General features: G+C 69.8%; 21 protein-coding genes and 1 pseudogene. 11 read left to right on the plus strand and 11 right to left on the minus strand.

The genetic code is table 11. The annotated features are described in order from the left end of the window. From ACYVE7_RS10615 to ACYVE7_RS10640, 6 genes are all read left to right on the plus strand, one after another. The coding region (locus ACYVE7_RS10615; protein ID WP_460364434.1) for a tetratricopeptide repeat protein at positions 1–894 on the plus strand (894 nt) is incomplete at its 5' end. A gap of 37 nt (positions 895–931) precedes the next feature. Further along, positions 932–1909: a protein phosphatase 2C domain-containing protein gene (locus ACYVE7_RS10620; protein ID WP_460364435.1), complete on the plus strand. Its 978-nt coding sequence runs from the start codon at positions 932–934 to the stop codon at positions 1907–1909. Continuing rightward, on the plus strand, positions 1909–3210 hold the full coding sequence (locus ACYVE7_RS10625; RefSeq protein ID WP_460364436.1) for a VWA domain-containing protein: 1302 nt from the start codon (positions 1909–1911) through the stop codon (positions 3208–3210). The genes ACYVE7_RS10620 and ACYVE7_RS10625 overlap by 1 nt, the downstream gene beginning before the upstream one ends. After that, the gene (locus ACYVE7_RS10630; protein ID WP_460364437.1) at positions 3200–3838 is read left to right on the plus strand and encodes an FHA domain-containing protein; all 639 of its coding nucleotides are present in this window, start codon (positions 3200–3202) and stop codon (positions 3836–3838) included. The genes ACYVE7_RS10625 and ACYVE7_RS10630 overlap by 11 nt, the downstream gene beginning before the upstream one ends. Then, complete coding sequence (locus tag ACYVE7_RS10635) at positions 3835–5187, plus strand: hypothetical protein (protein ID WP_460364438.1); 1353 nt, start codon at positions 3835–3837, stop codon at positions 5185–5187. Before ACYVE7_RS10630 ends, ACYVE7_RS10635 begins: the two co-directional genes overlap by 4 nt. Beyond that, positions 5184–6023: a glutamate ABC transporter substrate-binding protein gene (locus tag ACYVE7_RS10640; RefSeq protein ID WP_460364439.1), complete on the plus strand. Its 840-nt coding sequence runs from the start codon at positions 5184–5186 to the stop codon at positions 6021–6023. Before ACYVE7_RS10635 ends, ACYVE7_RS10640 begins: the two co-directional genes overlap by 4 nt. On the opposite strand, the gene ACYVE7_RS10645 is transcribed toward ACYVE7_RS10640, so the two are convergent. The 7 genes from ACYVE7_RS10645 to ACYVE7_RS10675 all read right to left on the minus strand — a co-directional run bounded on the left by ACYVE7_RS10645 (position 6020) and on the right by ACYVE7_RS10675 (position 13176). Beyond that, complete coding sequence (locus ACYVE7_RS10645) at positions 6020–6607, minus strand: GTP-binding protein (protein ID WP_460364440.1); 588 nt, start codon at positions 6605–6607, stop codon at positions 6020–6022. The two genes, ACYVE7_RS10640 and ACYVE7_RS10645, sit on opposite strands and share 4 nt — an antisense overlap. Further along, entirely contained in the window at positions 6588–6962 is a 375-nt protein-coding gene (locus ACYVE7_RS10650; protein ID WP_460364441.1) for a DUF742 domain-containing protein, read from the minus strand. Before ACYVE7_RS10650 ends, ACYVE7_RS10645 begins: the two co-directional genes overlap by 20 nt. Then, the gene (locus tag ACYVE7_RS10655; protein WP_460364442.1) at positions 6959–7366 is read right to left on the minus strand and encodes a roadblock/LC7 domain-containing protein; all 408 of its coding nucleotides are present in this window, start codon (positions 7364–7366) and stop codon (positions 6959–6961) included. The genes ACYVE7_RS10650 and ACYVE7_RS10655 overlap by 4 nt, the downstream gene beginning before the upstream one ends. Continuing rightward, the gene (locus ACYVE7_RS10660; protein WP_460364443.1) at positions 7366–9606 is read right to left on the minus strand and encodes a sensor histidine kinase; all 2241 of its coding nucleotides are present in this window, start codon (positions 9604–9606) and stop codon (positions 7366–7368) included. The genes ACYVE7_RS10655 and ACYVE7_RS10660 overlap by 1 nt, the downstream gene beginning before the upstream one ends. Positions 9607–9857: 251 nt before the next feature. After that, positions 9858–10532 (minus strand): HAD family hydrolase, encoded by a 675-nt coding sequence (locus ACYVE7_RS10665; protein WP_460364444.1) that lies wholly within the window; start codon positions 10530–10532, stop codon positions 9858–9860. A gap of 2 nt (positions 10533–10534) precedes the next feature. Next, positions 10535–11851, minus strand: coding sequence for a cytochrome P450 (locus ACYVE7_RS10670; RefSeq protein ID WP_460364445.1), 1317 nt, complete (start codon positions 11849–11851; stop codon positions 10535–10537). Next, entirely contained in the window at positions 11848–13176 is a 1329-nt protein-coding gene (locus ACYVE7_RS10675) for a hypothetical protein (protein ID WP_460364446.1), read from the minus strand. The genes ACYVE7_RS10670 and ACYVE7_RS10675 overlap by 4 nt, the downstream gene beginning before the upstream one ends. Before the next feature lie 544 nt (positions 13177–13720). Between ACYVE7_RS10675 and ACYVE7_RS10680 the strand changes: the two genes are divergently transcribed. Further along, positions 13721–14728, plus strand: a complete 1008-nt coding sequence (locus tag ACYVE7_RS10680; protein WP_460364447.1) for a polyprenyl synthetase family protein — start codon at positions 13721–13723, stop codon at positions 14726–14728. Between the two features lie 109 nt (positions 14729–14837). Here ACYVE7_RS10680 and ACYVE7_RS10685 read toward each other — a convergent pair whose 3' ends face one another. The 4 genes from ACYVE7_RS10685 to ACYVE7_RS10700 all read right to left on the minus strand — a co-directional run bounded on the left by ACYVE7_RS10685 (position 14838) and on the right by ACYVE7_RS10700 (position 18484). Next, positions 14838–15254: a DUF742 domain-containing protein gene (locus ACYVE7_RS10685; protein WP_460364448.1), complete on the minus strand. Its 417-nt coding sequence runs from the start codon at positions 15252–15254 to the stop codon at positions 14838–14840. Continuing rightward, positions 15241–15663: a roadblock/LC7 domain-containing protein gene (locus tag ACYVE7_RS10690; RefSeq protein ID WP_460364449.1), complete on the minus strand. Its 423-nt coding sequence runs from the start codon at positions 15661–15663 to the stop codon at positions 15241–15243. The genes ACYVE7_RS10685 and ACYVE7_RS10690 overlap by 14 nt, the downstream gene beginning before the upstream one ends. Then, positions 15660–17978: a sensor histidine kinase gene (locus tag ACYVE7_RS10695; RefSeq protein WP_460364450.1), complete on the minus strand. Its 2319-nt coding sequence runs from the start codon at positions 17976–17978 to the stop codon at positions 15660–15662. The genes ACYVE7_RS10690 and ACYVE7_RS10695 overlap by 4 nt, the downstream gene beginning before the upstream one ends. A gap of 77 nt (positions 17979–18055) precedes the next feature. Further along, the gene (locus tag ACYVE7_RS10700) at positions 18056–18484 is read right to left on the minus strand and encodes a winged helix-turn-helix domain-containing protein (protein ID WP_460364451.1); all 429 of its coding nucleotides are present in this window, start codon (positions 18482–18484) and stop codon (positions 18056–18058) included. A 67-nt stretch (positions 18485–18551) separates the two neighbouring features. Here ACYVE7_RS10700 and ACYVE7_RS10705 point away from each other — a divergent pair, with 67 nt between their 5' ends. From ACYVE7_RS10705 to ACYVE7_RS10720, 4 genes and pseudogenes are all read left to right on the plus strand, one after another. Continuing rightward, complete coding sequence (locus ACYVE7_RS10705; protein ID WP_460364452.1) at positions 18552–19085, plus strand: PH domain-containing protein; 534 nt, start codon at positions 18552–18554, stop codon at positions 19083–19085. An 84-nt stretch (positions 19086–19169) separates the two neighbouring features. Beyond that, entirely contained in the window at positions 19170–20696 is a 1527-nt protein-coding gene (locus tag ACYVE7_RS10710; protein ID WP_460364453.1) for a hypothetical protein, read from the plus strand. A 3-nt stretch (positions 20697–20699) separates the two neighbouring features. Then, positions 20700–21146, plus strand: coding sequence for a hypothetical protein (locus tag ACYVE7_RS10715; protein ID WP_460364454.1), 447 nt, complete (start codon positions 20700–20702; stop codon positions 21144–21146). Beyond that, positions 21143–21341 (plus strand): annotated as a pseudogene (locus tag ACYVE7_RS10720) (FHA domain-containing protein); the annotation flags it as partial. The gene ACYVE7_RS10715 and the pseudogene ACYVE7_RS10720, both read left to right, overlap by 4 nt.

The raw sequence follows: 21341 nt of genomic DNA on the forward strand, positions 1-21341 counted from the left end.
GCGACCAGCGCCCTCACCCCGCGCGCCGCGGTCCTGGCTCTGCCCACCCCGCTGGTGGGGATCGGCGACCCGGCGGCCCCGCTCCTGGCGTCGCTGACGGTCCGGGAGCCCATCGCGCTGCTGGCCGCGCTCGCCGCCGCGCCCGTCGACTCCCGCGAGATCGACATGAAGCGGGCGCTGATCCATCTGGAGCTCGGCGAGCAGGAGTCCGCGCGCCGGATCCTCGGCGGGATCAGCGAGTGGCGCGCCGAGTGGTATCTGGCGATGTCGGCGCTGGCCGCGGGCGCGCTGGCCGACGCCCGCCGCCGGTTCGACGACCTCTACGATCTGGCCCCCGGCGAGCTCGCACCCAAACTGGGGCTGGCGTTCTGCTGCGAGCTGCTCGGCGACCTGCCGTCGGCGGAGCGGTACTACCAGGCCGTCTGGCGGACCGACGAGACCTTCGTCAGCGCCGCGTTCGGGCTGGCCAGGGTCAGGCTCGCGGGCGGCGACCGGGTCGGCGCGATCAGATCGCTGGACGCGGTGCCGCCCGTCTCCAGCCACTATGTGACCGCGCAGATCGCGGCCGTCAACGCCGTCGTCCTCGGCCGCGGCCCCGCCGAACTGGTCGAGGCCGACCTCCTCGACGCGGGCCGCCGGCTGTCCGGGCTCGGCCTGGACGCCGAACGGTACGGCCGGCTGGCGGTCGAGATCCTGCTGGCGGCGCTGGCCTGGCTGAGCGCGGGCAACACCGGCTCGGCGTCCCGGCTGCTGGACGCCCCCCTCACCGCGACCGGCCTGCGCACCCGGTTGGAGCGCGCCTACCGGTTCCTCGCCCGCCACGCCGACGAAGGCCCCGACCGGCACCACCTGATCATGCAGGCCAACGCCGTCCGCCCCCGCACCCTCTTCTGACCCCGCCCATCGTGAACGAACCGAGAAACGGAAACTGATGCCCTGCCCCTCGTGCCACGCCCCGGTCTTCGACGGCGACGTCTTCTGCGAATCGTGCGGACGCCGCCTCGACCAAGCCTGTCCGGGCTGCGGCGGGACGTCGATCAGCGACGGCTACTGCGAGACCTGCGGTCAGCGGCAACCGGCCCCCACCGACCATGTGGAGATCGACCTCGGCGCGGTGGCGGCGGCGGTCAGCGACCGGGGGCTGCGGCACTCCACCAACCAGGACGCCATGGCGCTGGCCCCGGTCGGCGACGGTGTCGCGGTCGTCGTCTGTGACGGGGTGTCGGCCTCGCCCCGGCCCGACGAGGCGTCCAGGACGGCCGCCGACTCCGGGCTCGCGGTGCTCCTCGCCGAGCTGGAGGGCGGCGCCGACCCGCGCGACGCCACCCGCACGGCCGCGCTCCAGGCCGCCAAGGCCGTCCGCTCCCTGGCCTCCGACCCGTCCTCGGCCCCGGCCTGCACCTATGTCTCCGCGATCACCGGGAAGCTCAACGGCCAGGACGTGATCGTGGTCGGCTGGGTCGGCGACAGCCGCGCCTACTGGATCGGCGCGACCGGCGACGAGCTCCTCACCGAGGACGACTCGTGGGCGCAGCACGTCGTCGCCCACGGGATGATGACGGAGGAGGAGGCGTACGCCGACCGCCGCGCCCACATGCTGGTCGGCTGGCTCGGCGCCGACGCCGCGGACGTCGACGTGCACGTCCTGGTGTACGCGCCGGAGGTGCCCGGCGTGCTGGTCGTCTGCACCGACGGCCTCTGGAACTACATGGCCTCGCCGATCGCGCTGGCCGCGCAGCTCGCCGACCCGCTCGCCGATCCCGTCTCCGGCCCGCTGACCGGGCCGAAGGGCCAGCGGCGCAGCCCCCTGGCGGTGGCCCGCGAGCTGGTCAGGGCCGCGCTCAACGGCGGCGGCCACGACAACATCACCGTCGCGATCGTGCCGATCACGGGAGACGGATCGTTCTGATGACCACGTTCGGGCTGACCGTCGACCAGAACCGCTTCCTGCCCGAGGGAGGGCACGAGGTCCACGCCATCGTGACCGTCACCGCCTCGGGCGGCGGTTCCGTCGTCGCCGCGGGCCCGGACGCCGCCGAAGTGATCATCATCGACAACTCGGGGTCGATGTCGGGCGACTGCATCTACGCCGCCAAACGCGCCGCGAAGATCGCCGTGGACGGGCTCCGTGACGGCGTCGCGTTCGCCGTGGTCGTCGGCCATGACCGGGCCCGGATGGTCTACCCGCGCACCAAGCAGCTCGTCCGCGCCGATCCGCTGACCCGCCGCGAGGCCAAGGAGGCGATCGGCCGGATCACCACGACCGGCGGCACCGCGATGAGCACCTGGCTGCGGCTCGCCGACTCCCTGTTCGACGGCCGCGCCGGGCTGAAGCACGCGATCCTGCTCACCGACGGGGTCAACCAGCACGAGTCGCCGCTGGAGCTCGGCCAGACCCTGGAGGAGATCGCCGGACGGTTCGTCTGCGACTGCCGCGGGGTCGGCACCGACTGGGAGGTCGCCGAACTGCGCCGGATCGGCGACGCGATGCTCGGCACCGTCGACATCATCCCCGACGCGGCCGGGCTCGCCGCCGACTTCCGGGCGATGACCGAGCACGCCATGGGCAAGGCCGTCGCCGATGTGGCGCTGCGGGTGTGGACCCCCCGCGACGCGACCCTCTCCTACGTCAAGCAGGTGCTGCCCGCGGTCGCCGACCTGACGGGCCGACGGGTGGAGAGCGGACCGCAGACCGGCGACTACCCGACCGGCGCGTGGGGCGAGGAGAGCCGCGACTACCACGTGTGCGTCGAGGTGCCCGCCGGGCAGCTCGGCCGGGAGATGCGCGCCGCGTGGATCAAGCTGGTGGTCGGCGGCGAGGTGCTGGCCTCGGCGAACGTGCTCGCCGAATGGACCGACGACGAGGCCGAGTCGACCAGGATCAACCGGCGGGTCGCCCACTACACCGGGCAGGCCGAGCTGGCGTCCGCGATCCAGGAGGGGCTCGAGGCCCGCCGGCTGGGCGATCAGGACACCGCGACCGCCCGGCTGGGCCGCGCCGTCCGGCTGGCCGAGGAGTCGGGCAACGCGCCGCTGTCGGAGCTGCTGTCCAAGGTCGTCGAGGTGGACGACGGCGGCACCGTCCGGCTCCGCCGCGACGTCGCCAAGGCCGATGAGATGTCCCTCGACACCCGTTCGGTCCGGACCGTCCGCACCCGGCAGGCCTCGCCGTCCGCCGCCGCACCGGAGCCGGGCGCCGATGGACCGTGAGCTCCACGCCCCTGACGAGTGCGGGCATCCCCGGTCCACCGACGGCTACTGCGACGTCTGCGGTGAACGCACCACGGGCAAGGCCCCCGTCCCCGTCGACGGCCCGTGCCCGTCGTGCGGCGCCGACCGGACCGGCCGGTTCTGCGAGGAGTGCGGCCACGACTTCGCCGCACCCGCCACCGCCCCGCCCGCACCGCCCGAGCCCGCCGCCGAACAGGGGCTCTGGTATGTGGTCGTCTCCGCCGACCGCGCCTACTACCGGCGCGTCATCGAACTCGGCGGCCCCGACGCCGCCCGCCTCGTCTTCCCGCCGTACTGCCCCGAACGGAGCCAGGTCCTCACCGGCGCCGAAGCGGTGATCGGCCGGCGCAGCACCGCCAAAGGGCTGCACCCGGCCATCGACCTCACCGGGCCGCCCGAAGACCCGGGCGTCTCCCACGTGCACGCCGTGCTGCTGGCCCGCGACGGCGGCTGGCTGCTCGTCGACCCCGGCTCCACCAACGGCACCTGCCTCAACGGCTCCGACGAACCCGTCGAGGTCAACGCCGAGATCCCGCTGCGCGCGGGCGACCGGATCCAGGTCGGCGCGTGGACCACGATCGAACTCCGGAAGGGGGCTGTCCCGTGACGGCGACACGAGTGCGGGAGGTCGCCCGGCGCCGGGCCGTCCCCCGGACCGTCCCGGCCTGGCTGCGGATCGGCGCGATCGTCGCGGGCGTCGCGACGCTCGCGCTGTTCCTCGCCGTCCGGACCGGCCTGGCCGACGCCGACGACGGGCTGCGCGTCGTCGGCCACGACGCCGGACCGCAGGTCGTGCACACCGGCGACCTGTACTACGCCCTCAGCGACATGGACTCGCAGCTCGCGTCCGTGCTGCTGATCGGCAAGGACACCCAGCTCGGCGTCGGCCGCGACGCCTACCTCAAGATCTACGAGGAGCGGCGGGCGCAGGCCGACCGCGCCGTCCTGGAGGCGTTCGACATCGCGGGCCAGGACCCGGCCGGGCGGATGACCGTCCAGTCCGTCCTGGACGGGCTCGGCCGGTACGAGCGGCTCGCGTCCCGCGCCCTCGTCCTGGACGAGCGGGCCGGGCACAGCGCCGGACGGCCCCCGCCCGCCGACGTCCTGGCGGAGTACCGGCGTGCCACCGACCTGATGCGGCTCGACCTGCTCCCCAAGGCCTACAACCTGACCCTGGAGAGCGCGGCGATCGTCCGGGAGACCTACGCGACGGAACGCGCCAACGTGACCCGCGCGCGGATCGCCGTCGCCCTCGCCGGGGCGGCCCTGCTGGGGGTGCTCGCCGCCTTCCAGATCTATCTGGCGCGCCGGTTCCGCCGGATCCTCAACCCGCCGCTGGCCCTCGCGACCGTCCTGGCGCTGGTCCTCGCGATCGCCGCGGAGATCGCGCTCGGCTCCGCCGCGGGCAGCCTGCGCCGCGCCAAGACCGACGGCTTCGACGCCACCCTCGCCTTCACCCGCGCCCGCGCCATCAGCAACAGCGCCTCGGGCGACCAGACCCGCTTCCTGCTCGACCCCGACCGCGCCGACACCTACGAGCAGGTCTACCTGGACAAACTCCAGGCCATCGCCTTCTACGACGTCGGCAGCCTCCCCAAGTACGACGCCGCGCTCGCCGCGGGCGACCCCTCGCTCGGGTTCCTCGGCGGCCGCCGCACCACCTCCCTCGACCGGTTCCGCGACGTCCAGAAGATCGACGCGCAGATGCGCTCCCTCTCCGGCACCGACCGGCGCAAAGCCGTCGAACTGCGCACCGAGGCCGGCGCCACCGCCTTCGACGCCTACGACGACGAACTCGGCGGCCTCATCGCCGAACGGAACTCCGTGTTCGTCACCGAGATCTCCGACGGGGACTCGGCCCTGTCCGGCTGGAGCCGGGGCCTGCCCGTCGCCGTCGCCGCACTGTTGCTCCTGATCGCGCTCGGGGTTCGCCCCAGACTGGCGGAATTCCGATGAGACGGCTCCCCGCGCTCAACGCGCTGAAACGGTCCGCGCTGACCTTCGCTGTCCTCGCGCTGGCCCTGCCCTTCACCGGCTGCGCGGGCGACGGCCCCCACTCCGTCGCCGGCAAGCACACCCTGCGGATCGGGGTGAAGTACGACCAGCCCGGCATCGGGATGCGGCTGCCCGACGGCACGTACGAAGGGTTCGACGTCGAGGTCGCCCGGTACGTCGCGGGCAAGCTGGGCGCGCAGCAGGTCGAGTTCGTCGGGCTGACGTCGGGGCAGCGCGAGGAGTACCTCGAACAGCGGAAGGTCGACCTGGTGATCGCCACCTACTCGATCACCGCGAAGCGCAAGACGGTCGTCACCTACGCGGGCCCCTACTACGTCGCCCACCAGGACATCCTCGTCCGGTCCTCCGACACCGCGATCCACGGGCTGCGCGACCTGAAAGGCAAGCGGCTCTGCCAGTCGGAGGGGTCCAACTCGGTGTTCCGGGTGACCGAGGAGCACAACATCCCCGCGACGCTCGTCCGCGCCGCCAGCTACGGCGAATGCTTCAAGAAACTCACCGCGAAAGAGGTCGACGCCGTCACCACCGACGACCTGATCCTCGCCGGGTTCGCGCTCCAGCAGCCCGGCGCCGTCCGGCTCGTCAACACCAAGTTCACCGACGAGAAATGGGGCATCGGCCTGCACCGCGACGACGTCGGCGGCTGCGAGGCCGTCAACCGCGCCGTCACCGACATGTATCAGGACGGCACGGCCGGACGGCTCCTCGACCGCTGGTTCGCCCCCACCGGCGTCGCGGTGACGACCACGGTCCCCCAGTTCGAAGGCTGCTCCTAGCCGACGGTCCTGATCCGCATGGCGTGCTGCACCAGCGTGATCAGGACGTCCTTGCAGGACTCCTTCGCGCGGGCGTCGCACAGCACGATCGGGATCTCGGGCGAGAGCTGGAGCGCCTGCCTGACCTCTTTGATCTCATACCGCTGCGCCCCGTCGAAACAGTTCACGGCCACGATGAACGGGGTGCCCCGCCGCTCGAAGTAGTCGATCGCGGGGAAGCAGTCGGCGAGCCTGCGGGTGTCGGCCAGGACGACGGCGCCGAGCGCGCCCAGCGCCACCTCGTCCCACATGAACCAGAACCGCTCCTGGCCCGGCGTCCCGAACAGGTAGAGGACGAAATCGTCGCCGAACGTGATCCGGCCGAAGTCCATCGCGACGGTCGTGGTCTTCTTCGTCTCGACCCCGGCGACGTCGTCGACGCCGACGCTCTGGTCGGTCAGGACCTCCTCGGTCCGCAGCGGCTTGGTCTCCGACACGGTCCCGACGAGCGTGGTCTTCCCCGCCCCGAACCCGCCCGCCACCAGGATCTTGACGGCGGTCGGCATCTTGCGGCGGACGTCGGTGTTAGAGGGCGCGGAGGCCATCGATCACCGCCTGGTACATCCTGAGGTCCTGCATGTCGATCTCCGGTTGCGGTTCCTGCACGGTCACCAGACCCTTGTCGAGAAGGTCGCCGAGCAGAACCCGGACCGTCCCGGTCGGCAGATCCAGATGGGCGGTGATCTCCGCCACGGACATCATCGTCTGGCAGAGCCGGACGATCGCGAGATGCTCGGGTCCCAGCCCGATCTCCACCATGGGCGCCGGCCCGGTGGCCTCCACGAGCGTGATCAGATCGAACGTGCCCCGGACGGGCTGCAGACGTCCGCTCGTCATCACGTAGGGACGGACGAGAGGTCCGGCCTCCTGATCCAGCCAGCGCTCGTGATCCGAAGTCACGTTTTCTCCGATACTCGGGCGGGCGAAGTCAGATGGTGACCCAGTTTGGTGACCATCATGGCCATCTCGTAGGCGATGAGGCCCACGTCGGCGTCCTCGTTGGACAGGACCGCGAGGCAGGCGCCCTGGCCCGCCACGGTGACGAGCAGGAACGCGGTCCGCATCTCGACGATGGTCTGTCGGACCGGTCCACCTCCGAAACGTTCCCCCGCGCCCTTCGCCAGGGACTGGATCCCGGCGGAGACGGCGGACAGGTGTTCGGCGTCCTCGCGGCTGATGTCCTGGGACTGCGCCATGAGCAGCCCGTCCGCGGACAGCACGATCGCGTGCTTGGCCTCGGTGACCCGCTTCACCAGGTCGTCGAGGAGCCATGCGAGATCGGCTGAGTTCCCGGTCTTCTGCATCACTCGGTCCCACTTTCCGCACTGTCGTTCTCGGCGGACGCCGCCCGCCCGCGCTTGGCCCCGATCTGGAAGGCCCCGACGATCCGCCGGATCTCCTCAGGGGAGCGGCCCGGATCCTCGATCTCCTCGGCGGCGGATGCCGCGGGCTCCTCTTTGAGCGGGGCCGCGAGGCTGGCCTGCGGCACGCGCACCGGCAGGCCCGCCGGGGTGGTGCCGGAGGTGTCGGCGACGGGCTGGGGCACGGCCGCGGGGGCTGGCGCCTCGGTGAGGACCGGCGCCGCGAGCGGCACCTGGCCGCTGCCGCCCCCGGACTGGACGGTGTGGTCTGCCTCGGACATGACACTGGCGACGGCCGTCAGCTGGTGCTGGGGGGACGGTTCCGCGCCCGCTCCTTCCTCGATCAGGTCGCGCGGGATGACGACGACGGCCGTCGTCCCGCCGTACGGGGAACGCTTCAGGGTGACCTGCACGCCGTACCGTTCGGCCAGCTTGCCGACCACGTACAGGCCGAGCTGGACGGAGCTGGAGAGGTTGAACTCCGGCGGGTTGAGGATCCGCTGGTTGATCTGTTCGAGGTTCTCGTCGGACATGCCGAGCCCGCGGTCCTCGATCTCGATCGCGTACCCGCTGGCCACGAGGTGGCCGGAGATCTGGGCGACCGTGTAGGGCGGCGAGAACGACACCGCGTTCTCGATGAGCTCGGCGAGCAGGTGCGCCATGTCGGTGACGGCCCGCCCGATGAGCTGGACCTCGCCGATCGGCATCACGGTGACCCGCGTGTAGTCCTCGACCTCGGCGACCGCGGACCGCACCACGTCGACCATGGGGACGGGCCGCCGCCAGCCGCGCGCGGGTGTCGCACCCGACAGGATGATCAGGTTCTCGGAGTTGCGCCGCATCCGGGTGGCGAGGTGGTCGACCCGGAACAGGTCTTCCAGTTCCTCGGTGTCGATCTCGCGCCGTTCCATCGCGTCGAGCAGGGTGAGCTGCCGGTGCACGAGCGCCTGCGACCGCCGCGCCAGCGACAGCAGAATGTCGCGGATGCCGCGCCGCAGCTCGGCCTGTTCGACGGCGGTCCTGATCGCGGTCTCCTGCACGGCGTTGAACGCCTGCCCCACCTTGCCGATGTCGTCGTCACCGAACTCCAGCGGCGGCGCCTCGGCCTTGACGTCCACCTGCTCCCCATGCCCCAGCCGCTCCACCACACTCGGCAACCGCACATCGGCCAGTTCGTGGGCGGCGTTCTTGAGCCGTTCCAGCTGGCGGACCAGGTCACGGGAGGTGGTGACGGCCAGGATGATGGAGGCGAGAACAGCGATGAAGCCCAGACCACCGGCGAGCACCAGCCGGACGATCACACCGGCTGCGACGGGGGCCGCGCGGCTGACGATGCCGTCGGCAGTGGCGCGCACCATCTCGTCGAGCGCCGTGATCATGGGCGCGCTGGCGCTCTGCCAGGTGTCGGAGGTGAAGCCGACCTTGCCGGCGTTGACCGGCCCCGCGTTGACGGGTCCCCCCATGACGTGCTGTTCCAGCGTCCGCAGCCGGGCCGTCAACGGCCCCTCACGGAACTGCTCGTAGCGCTTGAGGTCGTCGCCCGACAGCTCGGCGATGGCCTCCAGGTGCAGCGAGTTCTGCAAACCGACGAGCTTGGTGAACTCGATGCGTTCCGCCGGGGTGATCCGGCCGACGGCGAGCACACCGGCGAGCAGCGCGTCTTCCCGGGCGAAGATCTCCTTGGCCCTGGTCAGGGTGACGACCGTGCGGGCGTCTCTGGCGATGCCCTCGTCGTCCACGCTGGAACTGGCGGCGAAGATCTGGAAGCCGGTGTCGATGACGAGGTTGAAGCCGTCGGCGGCGGCGCCGCGGGTGAGCGCGCCCGCGTCGATCCGGCCGCGGAACTCCTCCATGCCCTTGAGCTGTGTGGTGAGCAGCTCGATCCGGCTCTCCGCGAGGTCACCCTCGGCGAAGTCGACGCGGGCGGAGTCGGAGTCCTTGATGAACTTCGCCGACTGGGCGTCGGTCCGCTCGCGCTGGTCGGCGAGCGCCTGCCGGGCGGCCTGATCACCGTGGCCCAGGAAGACCATGGTCAGTCGGCGCTCGGCCTCCAGGTCCTGGACGAGAGTGGTGAGCGGCCGGCTGACCTTCTGGTCGACCAGGCTCACCGCCAGCAGGTTGAGGCCTTCCCGCGAGGTGACCCAGGCGGCGAAGAACCAGAGCGACACGAGCGACAACAACATCGCTATGATCTTGGTCCGCACCCGTACTCTGCGGTGGCGCATAGAGAACCGTTTCCCAACACTCACATTGCGAATGCCAGCAACACAGCCTTAACGCGACATTCACAACGGCAAATACGGTGAAGCCCGCTCGATCCGAGAAGGCGGTACGAAGACTAGCAACACCGGCAACAACGTACAAAGCAAACGAGCAACATCAGCCCCGACATCCCCAGCGAACCGTACTTTCAGCACGCTGGAGAACCGAGCCTTCACAAAAGGTCAGCAGCCTCCGCCAGCGAACCGACCGTGCGCCAGGCCGCTGCGGAGAGCGGTCCCTCCGGGTCGTCACTGAGCAGCACTCCGTTACCGGTGACCTCGAACATTTCCAGGTCGTTCTCCGCATTGCCGATGACCATCACCTCTGACGGCCGCAGCCCCCTGTTCGCACAGTATTCAAGGATCTGTTTCCGCTTCAGCCCAGCGGCGTCCTTGGTGAATTCCATATCGCGCAGCTCACCCGCGTTCTCATCGAAATACAGGCGCACGTTCGCGAAGAAATCGGCGACGCCGAGCCTGTCGCACATCACCTGGGCGTAATAGTCCATGGAACTCGTGATGAGACATGCGCCGAGCGAGAGTTTCTCGATCCGCTTGATGAGCCGTCCGGCGTCCGCCCTGACCGGAAGGGAGCGGAAGATCCCTTCCAGATCGGTCCTGTTCGCCTTCCCCGAGGACTTCCAGCGGCCGAGCACAAGGGCGTGCACCTGCTCGGTCGACAGGCTGCCGTCCTGGTATCCCCGGCTGATCACCGCCAGCTCGGAGCCGGGTAGCCCCAGAATTCCACTGGTGAGCGAGAGCGTGTCGCAGGTCGTCAGGGTGCCGTCGATGTCCATCGCCACCGCCTTGAAGGTGGTCCGTTCACGTGACTTGCGGAACCAGCGCATCCTCACCCCTCGATCTGCAGCAGGACGGACGGCGGAAGAGACATCGAAGCCCCATAGGAGACGGGAGCGAACGGGATGTCACCGTTGATCAACTTCAGGCCCGGCATTGTGATCATTTCGGCCAGGGTCAGCCGCATCTCCATTTCGGTCAGCGCCGACCCGGGGCACCGGCGAGTCCCCGCCCCGAAGGGGACGAACTCGGTCGGCGACGGGCCGCCATTCAGGAAACGCTCGGGACGGAAGGTCTCAGGATCCGGATAGGCCGCATTCCGCCGGTGCGCCACATGGATGGCGATGATGAGTTCGGTGCCCTCCGGAAAGTCGTAGCCGAGCGCGCTGAAGCCGCGGGTGACCTTCCGCGCGGACGCCGTCGGGGTGACCGAGCCGATCCTCAGGGTCTCGTCGCACACCGCGCCGAGATACGGCAGGACCGCCACGTCCAGGGCCGAGGCCCCGACGGGCAGTCCGGCCAGTTCGGCGCGGAGCCGCTCGCCGACCTCGGGGAGCCGGTGCGCCCAGTACAAGGCCATCGCGACGGAGAAGCCCACGGTGTTGGTGCCGCCGATGAGCACCGTGATCAGCTGATCCCTGATCTGCTGGTCGGTTAGCCCCTCGTCGGCCAGCCTGGCCAGGACCGTCCCCTCGGACGCGTCCGGCTCCGCGCGGTATCGCTCGATCATCGCGAAGAGGAGGCCGTCCAGGACGCCGAGCCGCTCCTTGAACCGGCCCATCCAGACGCCGGCCTCGGCCAGGTCCCCCGCCGTGCGCAGGAAGCGGGCATGGTGCACGGCCTCCATCGCGGCGTGCAGTTCCGTCTTGAGCAGGTCGGCTGCCTCATCTTGGACCGAGGTCAGCAGAATCGGACGGATGATCTCCACAGCGATCTCGCTGGCCACGTCGATCAGGGGCGCCGCTGGGCGTCCGCGCAGCCGCGCGAGCTCGGCGACGATCGTCGCGCGCATACCCTCGGCGTGCGACCGCAGCGAGGGACCGACGAACGGCGGCGTGATCAGCTTGCGCATCCGCCGGTGTTCCTCGCCGGTCAGCAACGGCAGCGCGGTCTCCCCGATGAAGGCGCCGTAGAGGCTGGTGCCGCAGCCGTCGAGATCACGGTCCCGGGTCAGCAGCAGTTCCTTGATGGTGCCGGGATCGCTGAGGAAGACCCTGGGCGGCTTGCCGGGCCGGTACAGGGTGAACGGGTCGCCGAGCTCCTCACGGTAGGCGGCGAAGGCCGCGAAAGGCTCCTCCTCCGTCCAGCGGTCGGCGGCCTCGTCGAGGATGCGGCCGGGAGGGAGCCGGTCAGGGAGCACATCGGTCATCGGACCGCGCTCCGCGACTCGGCCCGCCGTACGCACCGCAGCAGCGTGGCGAGTATCAGGCCCTGAATCACGTCGAGTGGCGCATAGAGGGACTTACCCACCCAGAGTTCCGGATGATCGTCACGGTCCAACCAGCCGCGCAGGTACTCCGCTCCGGCATCGATGGCGGCCCTGCCCTGCTCGTCGAGGTGCTCCTCCACGTGCAGCAGCGCGGTGAGCGCGTAGGCGGTCTCCTCGCCGCTGCCGCCCGCGACGCCCCAGCCGCCGTGCGGGGCCTGGGTCCGCAGCAGCCACCCGACCGCTCTCCCGCACAGGTCCTCATCGAGCCCGTGCACGGCCTCCACCGCGTGTCCCGTCGTGTAGTACGGCGAGATATGCCACTTGTCACACCAGCTGCCGTCGACACGCTGGCTGCTCCTCAGGAACTCCAGGGCGAGGGAGATCGCCTCAGGGTCCGCCACCGGATCGTTGCGCAGGGCGGCCAGCACGTGGACGTTGCAGCTGACCGACGGGTCGCGCTCCATCGGATAGGTGACGTAGCCCTTCTCGCGCCGGAAGTGCTCCAGGGCCCCGACCGAGGCCGGATGGCCCGCCGCTCTGAGCACGGTGAAGGCCAGCGCGGTGCAGTCTCCGTCCCTGGGGATTCCATGGCTGGCCATGCCGACGCCCTCGGCCGTCCAGTCGGCGGCCAGATCCTCGACTATCCGGTCCATGGCCGCGCTCCGGTAGCCGGCCCGCTGGAGGTCGGCGAGGATCCAGGCGCGTTCGAACACCTGGAACGGCCGGACCGTGCCGACCGCGCCGTCGCCGCGCGCGGCGAGCTGGTCGTCCAGGTAGGCAAGCGATCCCGCGTCGGACGTCGCGGCGGCGACCGCCGCCGTGGCCGCGGGCGAACAGCCGAATCCGCCGTCGGCCGAACGGACCGTTCCGTCGAGAACCGAGTCGGGCAGCCGGTCGAACGCCTCGAGGTTGTAGACGGCGTGGCCGAGCTCCCCGCCCAGCAGCGCCAAGAGCCCGAGCTTCTGGTCACGCCGCTCGTACAGCCAGGCGAAACCCTCGTACGGCAGGTCGAAGCCGCGTTCGCGGGCCTGGTCCAGCAGCGTGGGGAAGACGAGTTCGAAGCCGGCGGTGTCGCCGCCGTCCGCGTCGATCCGGCCCAGCGCGCTTTTGAGGTAGCCCAACCCGCGGGCGATCGCCTCGGCCTCGGCGCTGGTGGGAGTTCCCGTGGCGCCCAGCGCCAGGACCGCCGCCAAGGTGCTCAGGCACCGGTCATGGGCGAAATCGACCGTGCCGCCCCAGGAGCCGTCGGCGCGCTGGTGCGCCACCAGCCAGCGGGAACTACGGGGAAATCTGCGGGACGAATCATCCGATCCACACAACTCCGCAATTCTCGCGGTGTCATATGCCGAAGGGGAAACACGCGAGCCACCCACGCCCGCCAAGAGCGTCTCGACCTTTTCCGCAATAGCACCGGCCAGCATTCGAGAACGCCCCTCGCCGCCGGTCCGCATCCTGAACCGACAATATTTCAGAATCCGCGCACATCTCTTGGAGAGAGTGTTACATGATCAACTTAGTGGATCAAGAGGCACTGATGACCACTTTGTGAAGTCTCAGACGTGACGCTAGTCACTAGCACCACACAACGTCGCCAATCTTCTACGTTAAGTTACTGGGGCTAGAGATGCCCTTGCGTCCCATCATCGGTCACTCACCCGTCGTGATAACCCCCATCAAAAACGGGCTTCTCCCGAATAAAAGCAATGTCGGAAACCAACACGAAACCTGGACCGGCTCGCGCGATACCGAGGGATTTGTCATGCTGAAATCGCAGGGATTACCGGGAGGCATCGCTTGACCATCGAGACAATGAGACCCGTGGCCGTTCTCGGGAGGGTCAACGCGCAGACCCGGATTTGGATGGAGCCGGCGATGCACGCCGCCGTCGAACGTCTTCACGAGGGACCGCGGCTGGTCTCGAGCTTCACGTTCGGCTGGGGCGAGGGCGACGTCTCCCCTGGGCGAGGCGGGGGCAAGGCCGTGCGGCCCGCGCTGGCCGGCCTGGCCGCGAGTGCCTCGGGCGGGGTGCCGGAGGACGCGGCGCCCGGCGCCGTCGCGGTGGAGTTCGTGCACGCGTTCTCGTTGGTGCACGACGACATCATGGACGGGGACGAGACGCGGCGGCACCGGCCGACCGCCTGGATGAGGTACGGGGTCGGTTCCGCGATTCTGGCCGGGGACGGGTTGCTGGCGTTGGCGTTGGACACCCTGGCCAGGGCCGGGCGGGGGTCGGCGTTGCGGCGGTTGACGGGGACCCTCGTGGAATTGGTCAACGGGCAGGCGGCGGATCTGGCGTTCGAAGGGCGGCCGTGGGACGGGGAAGGGGCCGTGGGAATCGAGGAGTACTGCGCGATGGCGATGGGGAAGACCGGGTCGCTGCTGGGGTGCGCCACGGCCGTCGGCTGGCTGCTCGGCGGGGGCGACGAGGAGGGGGCGGACCGGATGGAGAAGGTCGGGCGGCATCTCGGGCTCGGTTTCCAAGCCGCGGACGACGTCCTGGGGATCTGGGGTGATCCGGAACTCACCGGGAAGCCGGTCTTCAACGATCTGCGTCAGGGCAAGAAGAGCCTGCCCGTCATCGCCGCCATGAGCCAGGGCGCGCCCGGCCTCGCGGACCGTCTGGCCGCCCGCCCCGACGACCCCGACAGCGCCGCGGAAGCCGCCGCCCTGATCGAACAAGCGGGCGGCAGAACCTTCACCGAGAATCTGGCCGCCGAAGAACTCGACGCGGCCCTGGCCATCCTGGCCGAGCTCGACTCCCCCGCAGCCCGCGACCTGGAGGTCCTGGCCGCCTTCCTCGTCAACCGCACCCACTGAGTCAACCGCACCCACGGAGAAGCCGCGACGGCTTCAACGGGGCACGCCGCCTACGCTCCGGCGGCGAGGCGTGCCCCGTCCTGGAGCCCCCGGTGCGCAGCGCGGCGCGCTAAAGCGCGCGAAGGTCGTCGAGGACGCGTTGGAGGAGCTGCTGGTCGGCCTGCGGCATCCGGCGGCCGGGGCGGCGGACCTCGAGCAGGCCGTGGTGGCAGAGGTCGGCGGCGAGCACTTTGACGACGCCGAGCGGCAGGTCGAGGTCGGAGGCGAGGTCGGCGACGGTGCAGGGGCGCCGGCAGAGGGTCAGCATCCGCTGGTCTTCGCGGGTCATCCGGAAGTCGCGCGGCGGTTCGTGGCCGGTGCTCTGCAGCAGCGTCACGAGGTCCAGGGAGATGCCGCGCGGCACGGTACGGCCCCGCGCGATCGCGTAGGACCGGACGATCGGGCCCGCTTCGTCGTCGACCCAGCGTTCGTCGAACTTCGACGGGGTGGGGCGTGACGGGTCGTAGCGCGGATCAAACTGCTCCACTTGGGGCTCCCGGCTGTCTTGGCTGGGTCGACAACAAGCGCCGGACCCGCTTGACGAGCATCGACATCTCGTAGGCGACGAGACCGGCGTTGGCCCCAGCCTGCGACAGGACGGCCAGGCAGCTTCCGCTGCCGGCCGAGGCGACGAAGAACAGCCCGGTGTCGAGTTCGACGATGGTCTGCCGGACCTCTCCTGCGCCGAAGTGGGCGCGGGCCCCGCCGGCGAGGCTGTGCAGGCCGGCGGCGAGCGCGGCCAGGTGGTCGCCCTCCTCGCGGGTGATCCCGCGGGACACGCCCATGACGAGGCCGTCTCGGGAGAGGACGACGGCCTTGCTCACCTCGCCGACCCGGTCGACCAGGTCGTCCAGCAGCCAGCCCAGTTCGGAGGCCGCGCGCGTCATTCCCGTCATGATCCATCCTCGTGCTCGTCCCGGGCCCGTTCCCAACCCGCCTGGAGCGAGCTGAACAGGTCGCGGGAGTCCTCTGGCGCGCGGTCGTCGTCGACCGGTGCCGGTGCGGGCAGCGGTTCGGCCGGCTGGTTCTTCAGCTGCGGCGCGAGGTTGCCCTGACGGACCCGCTTGGGGAGCCCGCCGTCTTCGGCCGGGATCGCCGTGACGGGCTGGGGCCCGCCGAGGTTCCCGAGGGTGGGCGCCGGCGGCTGGGGCGAGACCGGGCGGCCCTGGACGATCGCCTGCGGTCCGGTGTGTCCGCCGAGCGCCGAGGCGGGGGCCTCGGTGAGGGCGGGCTGCCGGACCGGTTCGGTCACGTCGTTGATGGCCGATTCGGGGACGATCAGCGAGTGCGGCAGCAGGGCCACGGCGCTGACGCCTCCGTAGGCGGACGGCTGGAGGGTGACTTTGATGCCGTGGCGTGCGGCGAGCCGCGACACGACGAACAGTCCGAGCCGGTCGGTGTCGGCCAGGTCGAATTCGGGGGCCTGGGCGAGGCGCTGGTTCAGCTCGATGAACTCGCCCGGGGTGAGGCCGACGCCCCGGTCGATGATCTCGACGGCGAATCCGTTGCCGACGACTTCGCCGTGGACGGTGACCTCGGTGGGCGGCGGCGAGTAGGCGGTGCCGTTCTCGACCAGCTCGGCCAGCATGTGGATCACGTCGGCGACGGCGCCGCCCGCGAGGGCGACGGGCGAGTCGCAGATCACTTCGACGCGGGTGTAGTCCTCGACCTCGGCGACCGCGCCGCGCAGCACGTCGGTGATGTGGACGGGCTTGGACCAGGTGCGGCCGGGGGCCGCGCCCGACAGGATGATCAGGCCTTCGGCGTGCCGCCTCATGCGGGTGGTGAGGTGGTCGAGCTGGAACAGGTCGTTGAGGGTGTCGGGGTCGGGCGCGCGGCGTTCCAGGGCGTCCAGCATCCGGAGCTGGCGGTGCAGGAGCGACTGGCTGCGCCAGGCCAGGTTCAGGAAGACCCGGCTGATGCCCTTGCGCAGGTGCGCCTCGCCGACGGAGGTCTCCATCGCGGTGCGCTGCACCCGGTTGAACGCGTCGGTGACACGGGCGACCTCGGTGGTGCGGGAGGGGATCTCCAGCGGCGGGATCTCCTTGGCGACGTCGACGTGCTCGCCGCGGCGCAGCCGTGACACCACCCAGGGCAGCCGCTGTTCGGCCAGTTCCCGTGCGGCGGCCTGCAGTCCGCGCAGCTCCCGGGACAGGCCGCGGGCCAGGAAGATCGTGGTGATGACGGAGATGACGACGGCGAGCAGCCCGACACCGCCGGCGAAGATCAGCCGGTAGATGATCTGCTGGCCGATCGGCTTGGCGTCGTCGCGGAGCTGCTTGCCGGACTGGAGCAGGAGGTCGGACCAGACCTGGAGCAGCACCCGGCTGTTGGACTGCCAGGAGATGAGGGTGGCGGGCTTCAGCCGTCCCTGGGTGAGGTTGATCTCGTCTTCAAGCTTCTGGAACGACTGGAACGGCGCGGAGCCGACCACGGCGTCGGCGGCCTTCTGGTTGGCCGTGCCGAGCTCGATGTAGGAGGTGTCCTGGAGGTGGCGGCCGGTCTGCACCCAGGACGCGAAGATCTGGTGCTCCCGGACGGACATCCTGCCCTTGTGCACGGTCGCGATCGTGATCAGGGCGTCTTCGCGCATGAGGTAGTCACGCGCCCAGCTCAGCCCGATCAGCGCATTGCCCTGCTGGTAGATCTCCAGGTCGTCGACGATCACCAGCGAGCCGAACAGGTTGATCCCGGCGGCGACCATCGCGCTGTAGGCGTTGATGACCTCCAGCGGCGGGGTGACCGTGCTGGAGTCGACGGTGCGGCGCAGGTCCTCGAGCTTGGCGGTGGCGTCGTTGAAGGTCTGGAGCCGCTGCCTGACCTCGTCGCCTGCGGCTTCGTCGACCTCCTTGCTTCCGGACTGGTCGCGGAAGGTCTGCCCGGCCTGGTCGACCATGCTGCGGATCTGGTCGAGGTCGGCTTTGAGGTTGGTGGCGCTGCCCTGGAGGTTCTGGGTGTCGCCCTGCGGCCGGCCCGACGCCATGTAGGCGACGCTGACGGCGCGCTCGTACTGGAGGGCTCCGACGAACTCCTGTCCCGGGACGCCGACCTTGTCGTACGTCGTGGAGATCGAGAATTTGTTGAGGGCGTCCTTCAGCGTCAGCTGCGCCGCGAATCCCCAGAGGCCGAGCAGGGAGACCAGCGGTACGACGAGAAGCAGCGCGAGCCGCGCACGTACGGAACGGGTCCGCAACGGACGGGGTTTCGACATCGGAACCTACGCAATCCAAGTAATAGCCGTCACACCGCCCCCAGAGGCATCATCCCAACAGTCCAGAGCAGGCCCTGTCAACGCCGGGTGTACATATACCCAAGCCGTCTAACTGTGACAATCCGGTCGCGGTAGGGGCCGAGCTTACTCCGTAGCCGGTGTACATGTACGTCGACGGTGCGAACCGAGCCCGCTTCGGCGTATCCCCAGACGGCCTGGAGCAACTGCCCGCGCGAGTAGACCCGTCCTGGACTGGCCGTGAGATGGGCCAGCAGCTCGAACTCCTGGTAGGTGAGCGGGACCTTCCGGCCGTCGACGAGGGCCGAGCGGGAGACCCGGTCGACGGTCAGACCCTCGTGCACGACGGGTTCCTGGGTGTCGCGCCCGAGTTTCACGGTGTGCGCGACGATGACGAGCGCGGTGTTGGTGCCGTCCAGCGGCACGACGCCGAGGAGCTGCCCGTGGTCGGCGGGGACTCCTTCTACTGCCTTGAGTGCTGCGTCCATGTCCCCATATTAACCACTAACTTGGTAGAAAATATAGGGTTAAGACGCGGCGAGGTACGCTGTCCCCGTGGGCTTCAACGACGTGATGGTCGTGCGCGACCTCGATCAGGCCAAGGGGTTCAAGCGCTACCTCATGGACAACGAGCAGAGCGTGCTCGCGGTGCGCAGACACCCGGCGGTCCTGCTCAAGTACGTCCTCTACGTGTTCGGCGGGCTGATCGCGGCGGGCTTCGTGTCGGAGTGGCTCGGCCCCGGCCTCGGCATGACCGTGGTCTGGTTCGGCTGGCTGTTCCTGCTCGGCCTCCTGATCTGGAAGACCGTCACCTGGTCGATCGAGTACTTCATCGTCACCGAATACCGGATCATGTACATCCAGGGGCTGATCGAGCGGCGGATCGGCATGATCCCGCTCAGGAAAGTGACCGACATCAAATTGGAACGTCCGCTCCAAGGGCGACTGCTCAACTACGGAGAGTTCATCATGGAGAGCGCCGGACAGGACCAGGCGCTGCGAAATGTGAAGTACATCCCTTATCCGGAGCAGCTCTACTTCGAGGTCTCCACCATGATCTTCGGCGTGATGGACCCGGACGACGACTGAACCCTTGCCGCTGGAGCCAACCGGAGCGAAGGTAGCTGCATCCAAACGGTTATCGGCTCCTCACAGGCACTAGGGAACGGTGACGTGACTACTCCCCCCACGCGCGGAGACCTGACCAGGGAACTGCTCGACACCTCGCAGTGGACCGACCAGATGGTCGCCGCGGCCGGCATCCCCGTGGTGGAGATCCCGTTCGTGACCATCGGCGGCGGCATCGGCTCGTTCGTCACCGTGGACTACCTGAGGATCTACGGGGTCCCCACCTCCCAGATCCGGATCCTCACCAACATCGACCATCCCTGGCAGACCTACGAGTACCTGACCAGGTGCTCGCAGATCCCGCGGCCCGAGCGGATCCGCTCCGACTCGGCCTCCCGCCCCGACAACCTGTGGGGCTTCCCCTCCTACGCCCTGGAGGAGGCGTGGCGGGAGAAGAGCCTCAAACACCTGTGGAACGTCGCCACCGAGCCGATCCTCAACGACTACTGGACGCCGCGCGCCGGCACCGTCTTCCGGAACCTGGAACGCGAGGCCCGGCGGATCGACTACTACTCGATGGTCGCCAAGGGCAACGTCCGGATGGTGCGCCGGCGGGCCGGCGGCGGCTACTTCACCGTCCTCACTCCCCCGCCCGGCGCCACCCCGACCCGGCGGATCGTGTTCAAGTCGCAGTACGTGCATCTGGCCATCGGCTACCCGGGGCTGAAGTTCCTGCCCGATCTCCAGGACTTCCGGGAGCGGCACGGCGACTACCACCACGTCGTCAACGCCTACGAGCCGCACGAGCACGTGTACGAGTACCTGAAGGCGCAGCCCGGGACGGTCGTGGTGCGGGGCGGCGGGATCGTGGCATCGCGGATCCTGCAGCGGCTGATGGACGACCGGGAGCGGTTCGGCGCCCAGACCCAGATCGTCCACACCTTCCGCACCTTCGTGACGGGCGCGCACGGGCCGTCGGTGTTCATGCGGCGGCGCGGCGGCGACGGCTGGGCCTACCAGGGGTTCAACTATCCCAAGTCGGTCTGGGGCGGCCAGCTCAAAGCCGAGATGCGCAAGCTGGAGGGCGCGGAGCGGGCGCAGAAGTACAAGGACATGGGCGGCACCAACACGCCCCGGCGCCGCCGCTGGCAGTCCCAGATGAAGCAGGGCCGCCGCGAGGGCTGGTACCACAACCTGCAGGGCGTGGTCGACAAGGTCGAGCCGGGCCCGGACGGCAAGCTGGTCTCCCATCTCCGTTCCGACCAGGGCGGCGAGCAGCGGTTCCTGTCGGACTTCATCATCGACTGCACCGGGCTGGAAGCCGACATCGCCGAGCACCGGGTCCTCGACGACCTGCTCCGGCACTCCGGCGCCTCCCGCAACCCGGTGAACCGGCTGGAGGTCGAACGGCACTTCGAGGTGAAGGGCACCGCGTCCGGGAGCGGCGCGCTGTACGCGTCCGGCACCGCGACGCTCGGCGGCTACTTCCCCGGCGTCGACACCTTCCTCGGCCTGCAGATCGCCGCGCAGGAGATCGCCGACGACCTGGCCAGACGCCGGTTCGTCAAGAAGATGGGTCCGCTGCGCTCCACCGGCCAGTGGCTGCGCTGGGCACGGAACAAGGCGGTCTGAACGATGGTCCCCACACTGTTCGGCCGGATCCAGACCCGGATCTTCCTGCTGGCCACGGTCGGCGTCCTGGTCACCCTGATCATCACGCCGGTGCTGCCCGGCATCCCCGCCGCGGCCCCGCTCAGCGACACCTACCGGACCACCTTCATCCTGCTCGCGGCCGTCGCGGTGATCGGGATCGGCTGGGAGATCGTCTACCACGGGCTCATGCAGTTCCGGTGGGAGAAGGACTGGCCGTCGCTGTTCGGCCTGCTCAACCTGGTCAACGAGGGGATCGCGCTGTTCGTCCTGATCCGGCTCGGCCTGATCCCGTCGGTGCCGGAGCACACCGCGGCGTCGGCCTTCTGGGTGGACTTCACGATCGTGTGGATCACGGTCTGGCTGATCGCGAACGGGCCGATGCGGGTGCCGTTCATCCGGTGGCGGTTCCGAGGGGGGCGTCTGACGTGACAGGAGTGATCAGGCCGCTGCGCGGCGACGGGATAGTGGCCTGCCGGAGCGGGCTGCTGCTGGTCTGCGACGCCGCCGACACCGACGCCGACCGGCTGCTGGGCGTGCTCGCCGAGGTGGCCGGGCGCGGCGGCGACGGGCGGGAGCTCGTCCACCGGATCGGGCTGGTCCTCGCCGACCGCAGGGCCGAACAGC

It is taken from the genome of Actinocorallia lasiicapitis (genome assembly GCF_054778695.1).

Coding starts and splice junctions, on each gene's coding strand:
- ACYVE7_RS10630 (WP_460364437.1), top strand. CDS start 3,200: ATGGACCGTGAGCTCCACGCCCCTGACGAGTGCGGGCATCCCCGGTCC.
- ACYVE7_RS10620 (WP_460364435.1), top strand. CDS start 932: ATGCCCTGCCCCTCGTGCCACGCCCCGGTCTTCGACGGCGACGTCTTC.
- ACYVE7_RS10715 (WP_460364454.1), top strand. CDS start 20,700: ATGGTCCCCACACTGTTCGGCCGGATCCAGACCCGGATCTTCCTGCTG.
- ACYVE7_RS10690 (WP_460364449.1), bottom strand. CDS start 15,663: ATGACGGGAATGACGCGCGCGGCCTCCGAACTGGGCTGGCTGCTGGAC.
- ACYVE7_RS10670 (WP_460364445.1), bottom strand. CDS start 11,851: ATGACCGATGTGCTCCCTGACCGGCTCCCTCCCGGCCGCATCCTCGAC.
- ACYVE7_RS10680 (WP_460364447.1), top strand. CDS start 13,721: ATGAGACCCGTGGCCGTTCTCGGGAGGGTCAACGCGCAGACCCGGATT.
- ACYVE7_RS10645 (WP_460364440.1), bottom strand. CDS start 6,607: ATGGCCTCCGCGCCCTCTAACACCGACGTCCGCCGCAAGATGCCGACC.
- ACYVE7_RS10655 (WP_460364442.1), bottom strand. CDS start 7,366: ATGCAGAAGACCGGGAACTCAGCCGATCTCGCATGGCTCCTCGACGAC.
- ACYVE7_RS10665 (WP_460364444.1), bottom strand. CDS start 10,532: ATGCGCTGGTTCCGCAAGTCACGTGAACGGACCACCTTCAAGGCGGTG.
- ACYVE7_RS10640 (WP_460364439.1), top strand. CDS start 5,184: ATGAGACGGCTCCCCGCGCTCAACGCGCTGAAACGGTCCGCGCTGACC.
- ACYVE7_RS10660 (WP_460364443.1), bottom strand. CDS start 9,606: ATGTTGTTGTCGCTCGTGTCGCTCTGGTTCTTCGCCGCCTGGGTCACC.
- ACYVE7_RS10695 (WP_460364450.1), bottom strand. CDS start 17,978: ATGTCGAAACCCCGTCCGTTGCGGACCCGTTCCGTACGTGCGCGGCTC.
- ACYVE7_RS10700 (WP_460364451.1), bottom strand. CDS start 18,484: ATGGACGCAGCACTCAAGGCAGTAGAAGGAGTCCCCGCCGACCACGGG.
- ACYVE7_RS10625 (WP_460364436.1), top strand. CDS start 1,909: ATGACCACGTTCGGGCTGACCGTCGACCAGAACCGCTTCCTGCCCGAG.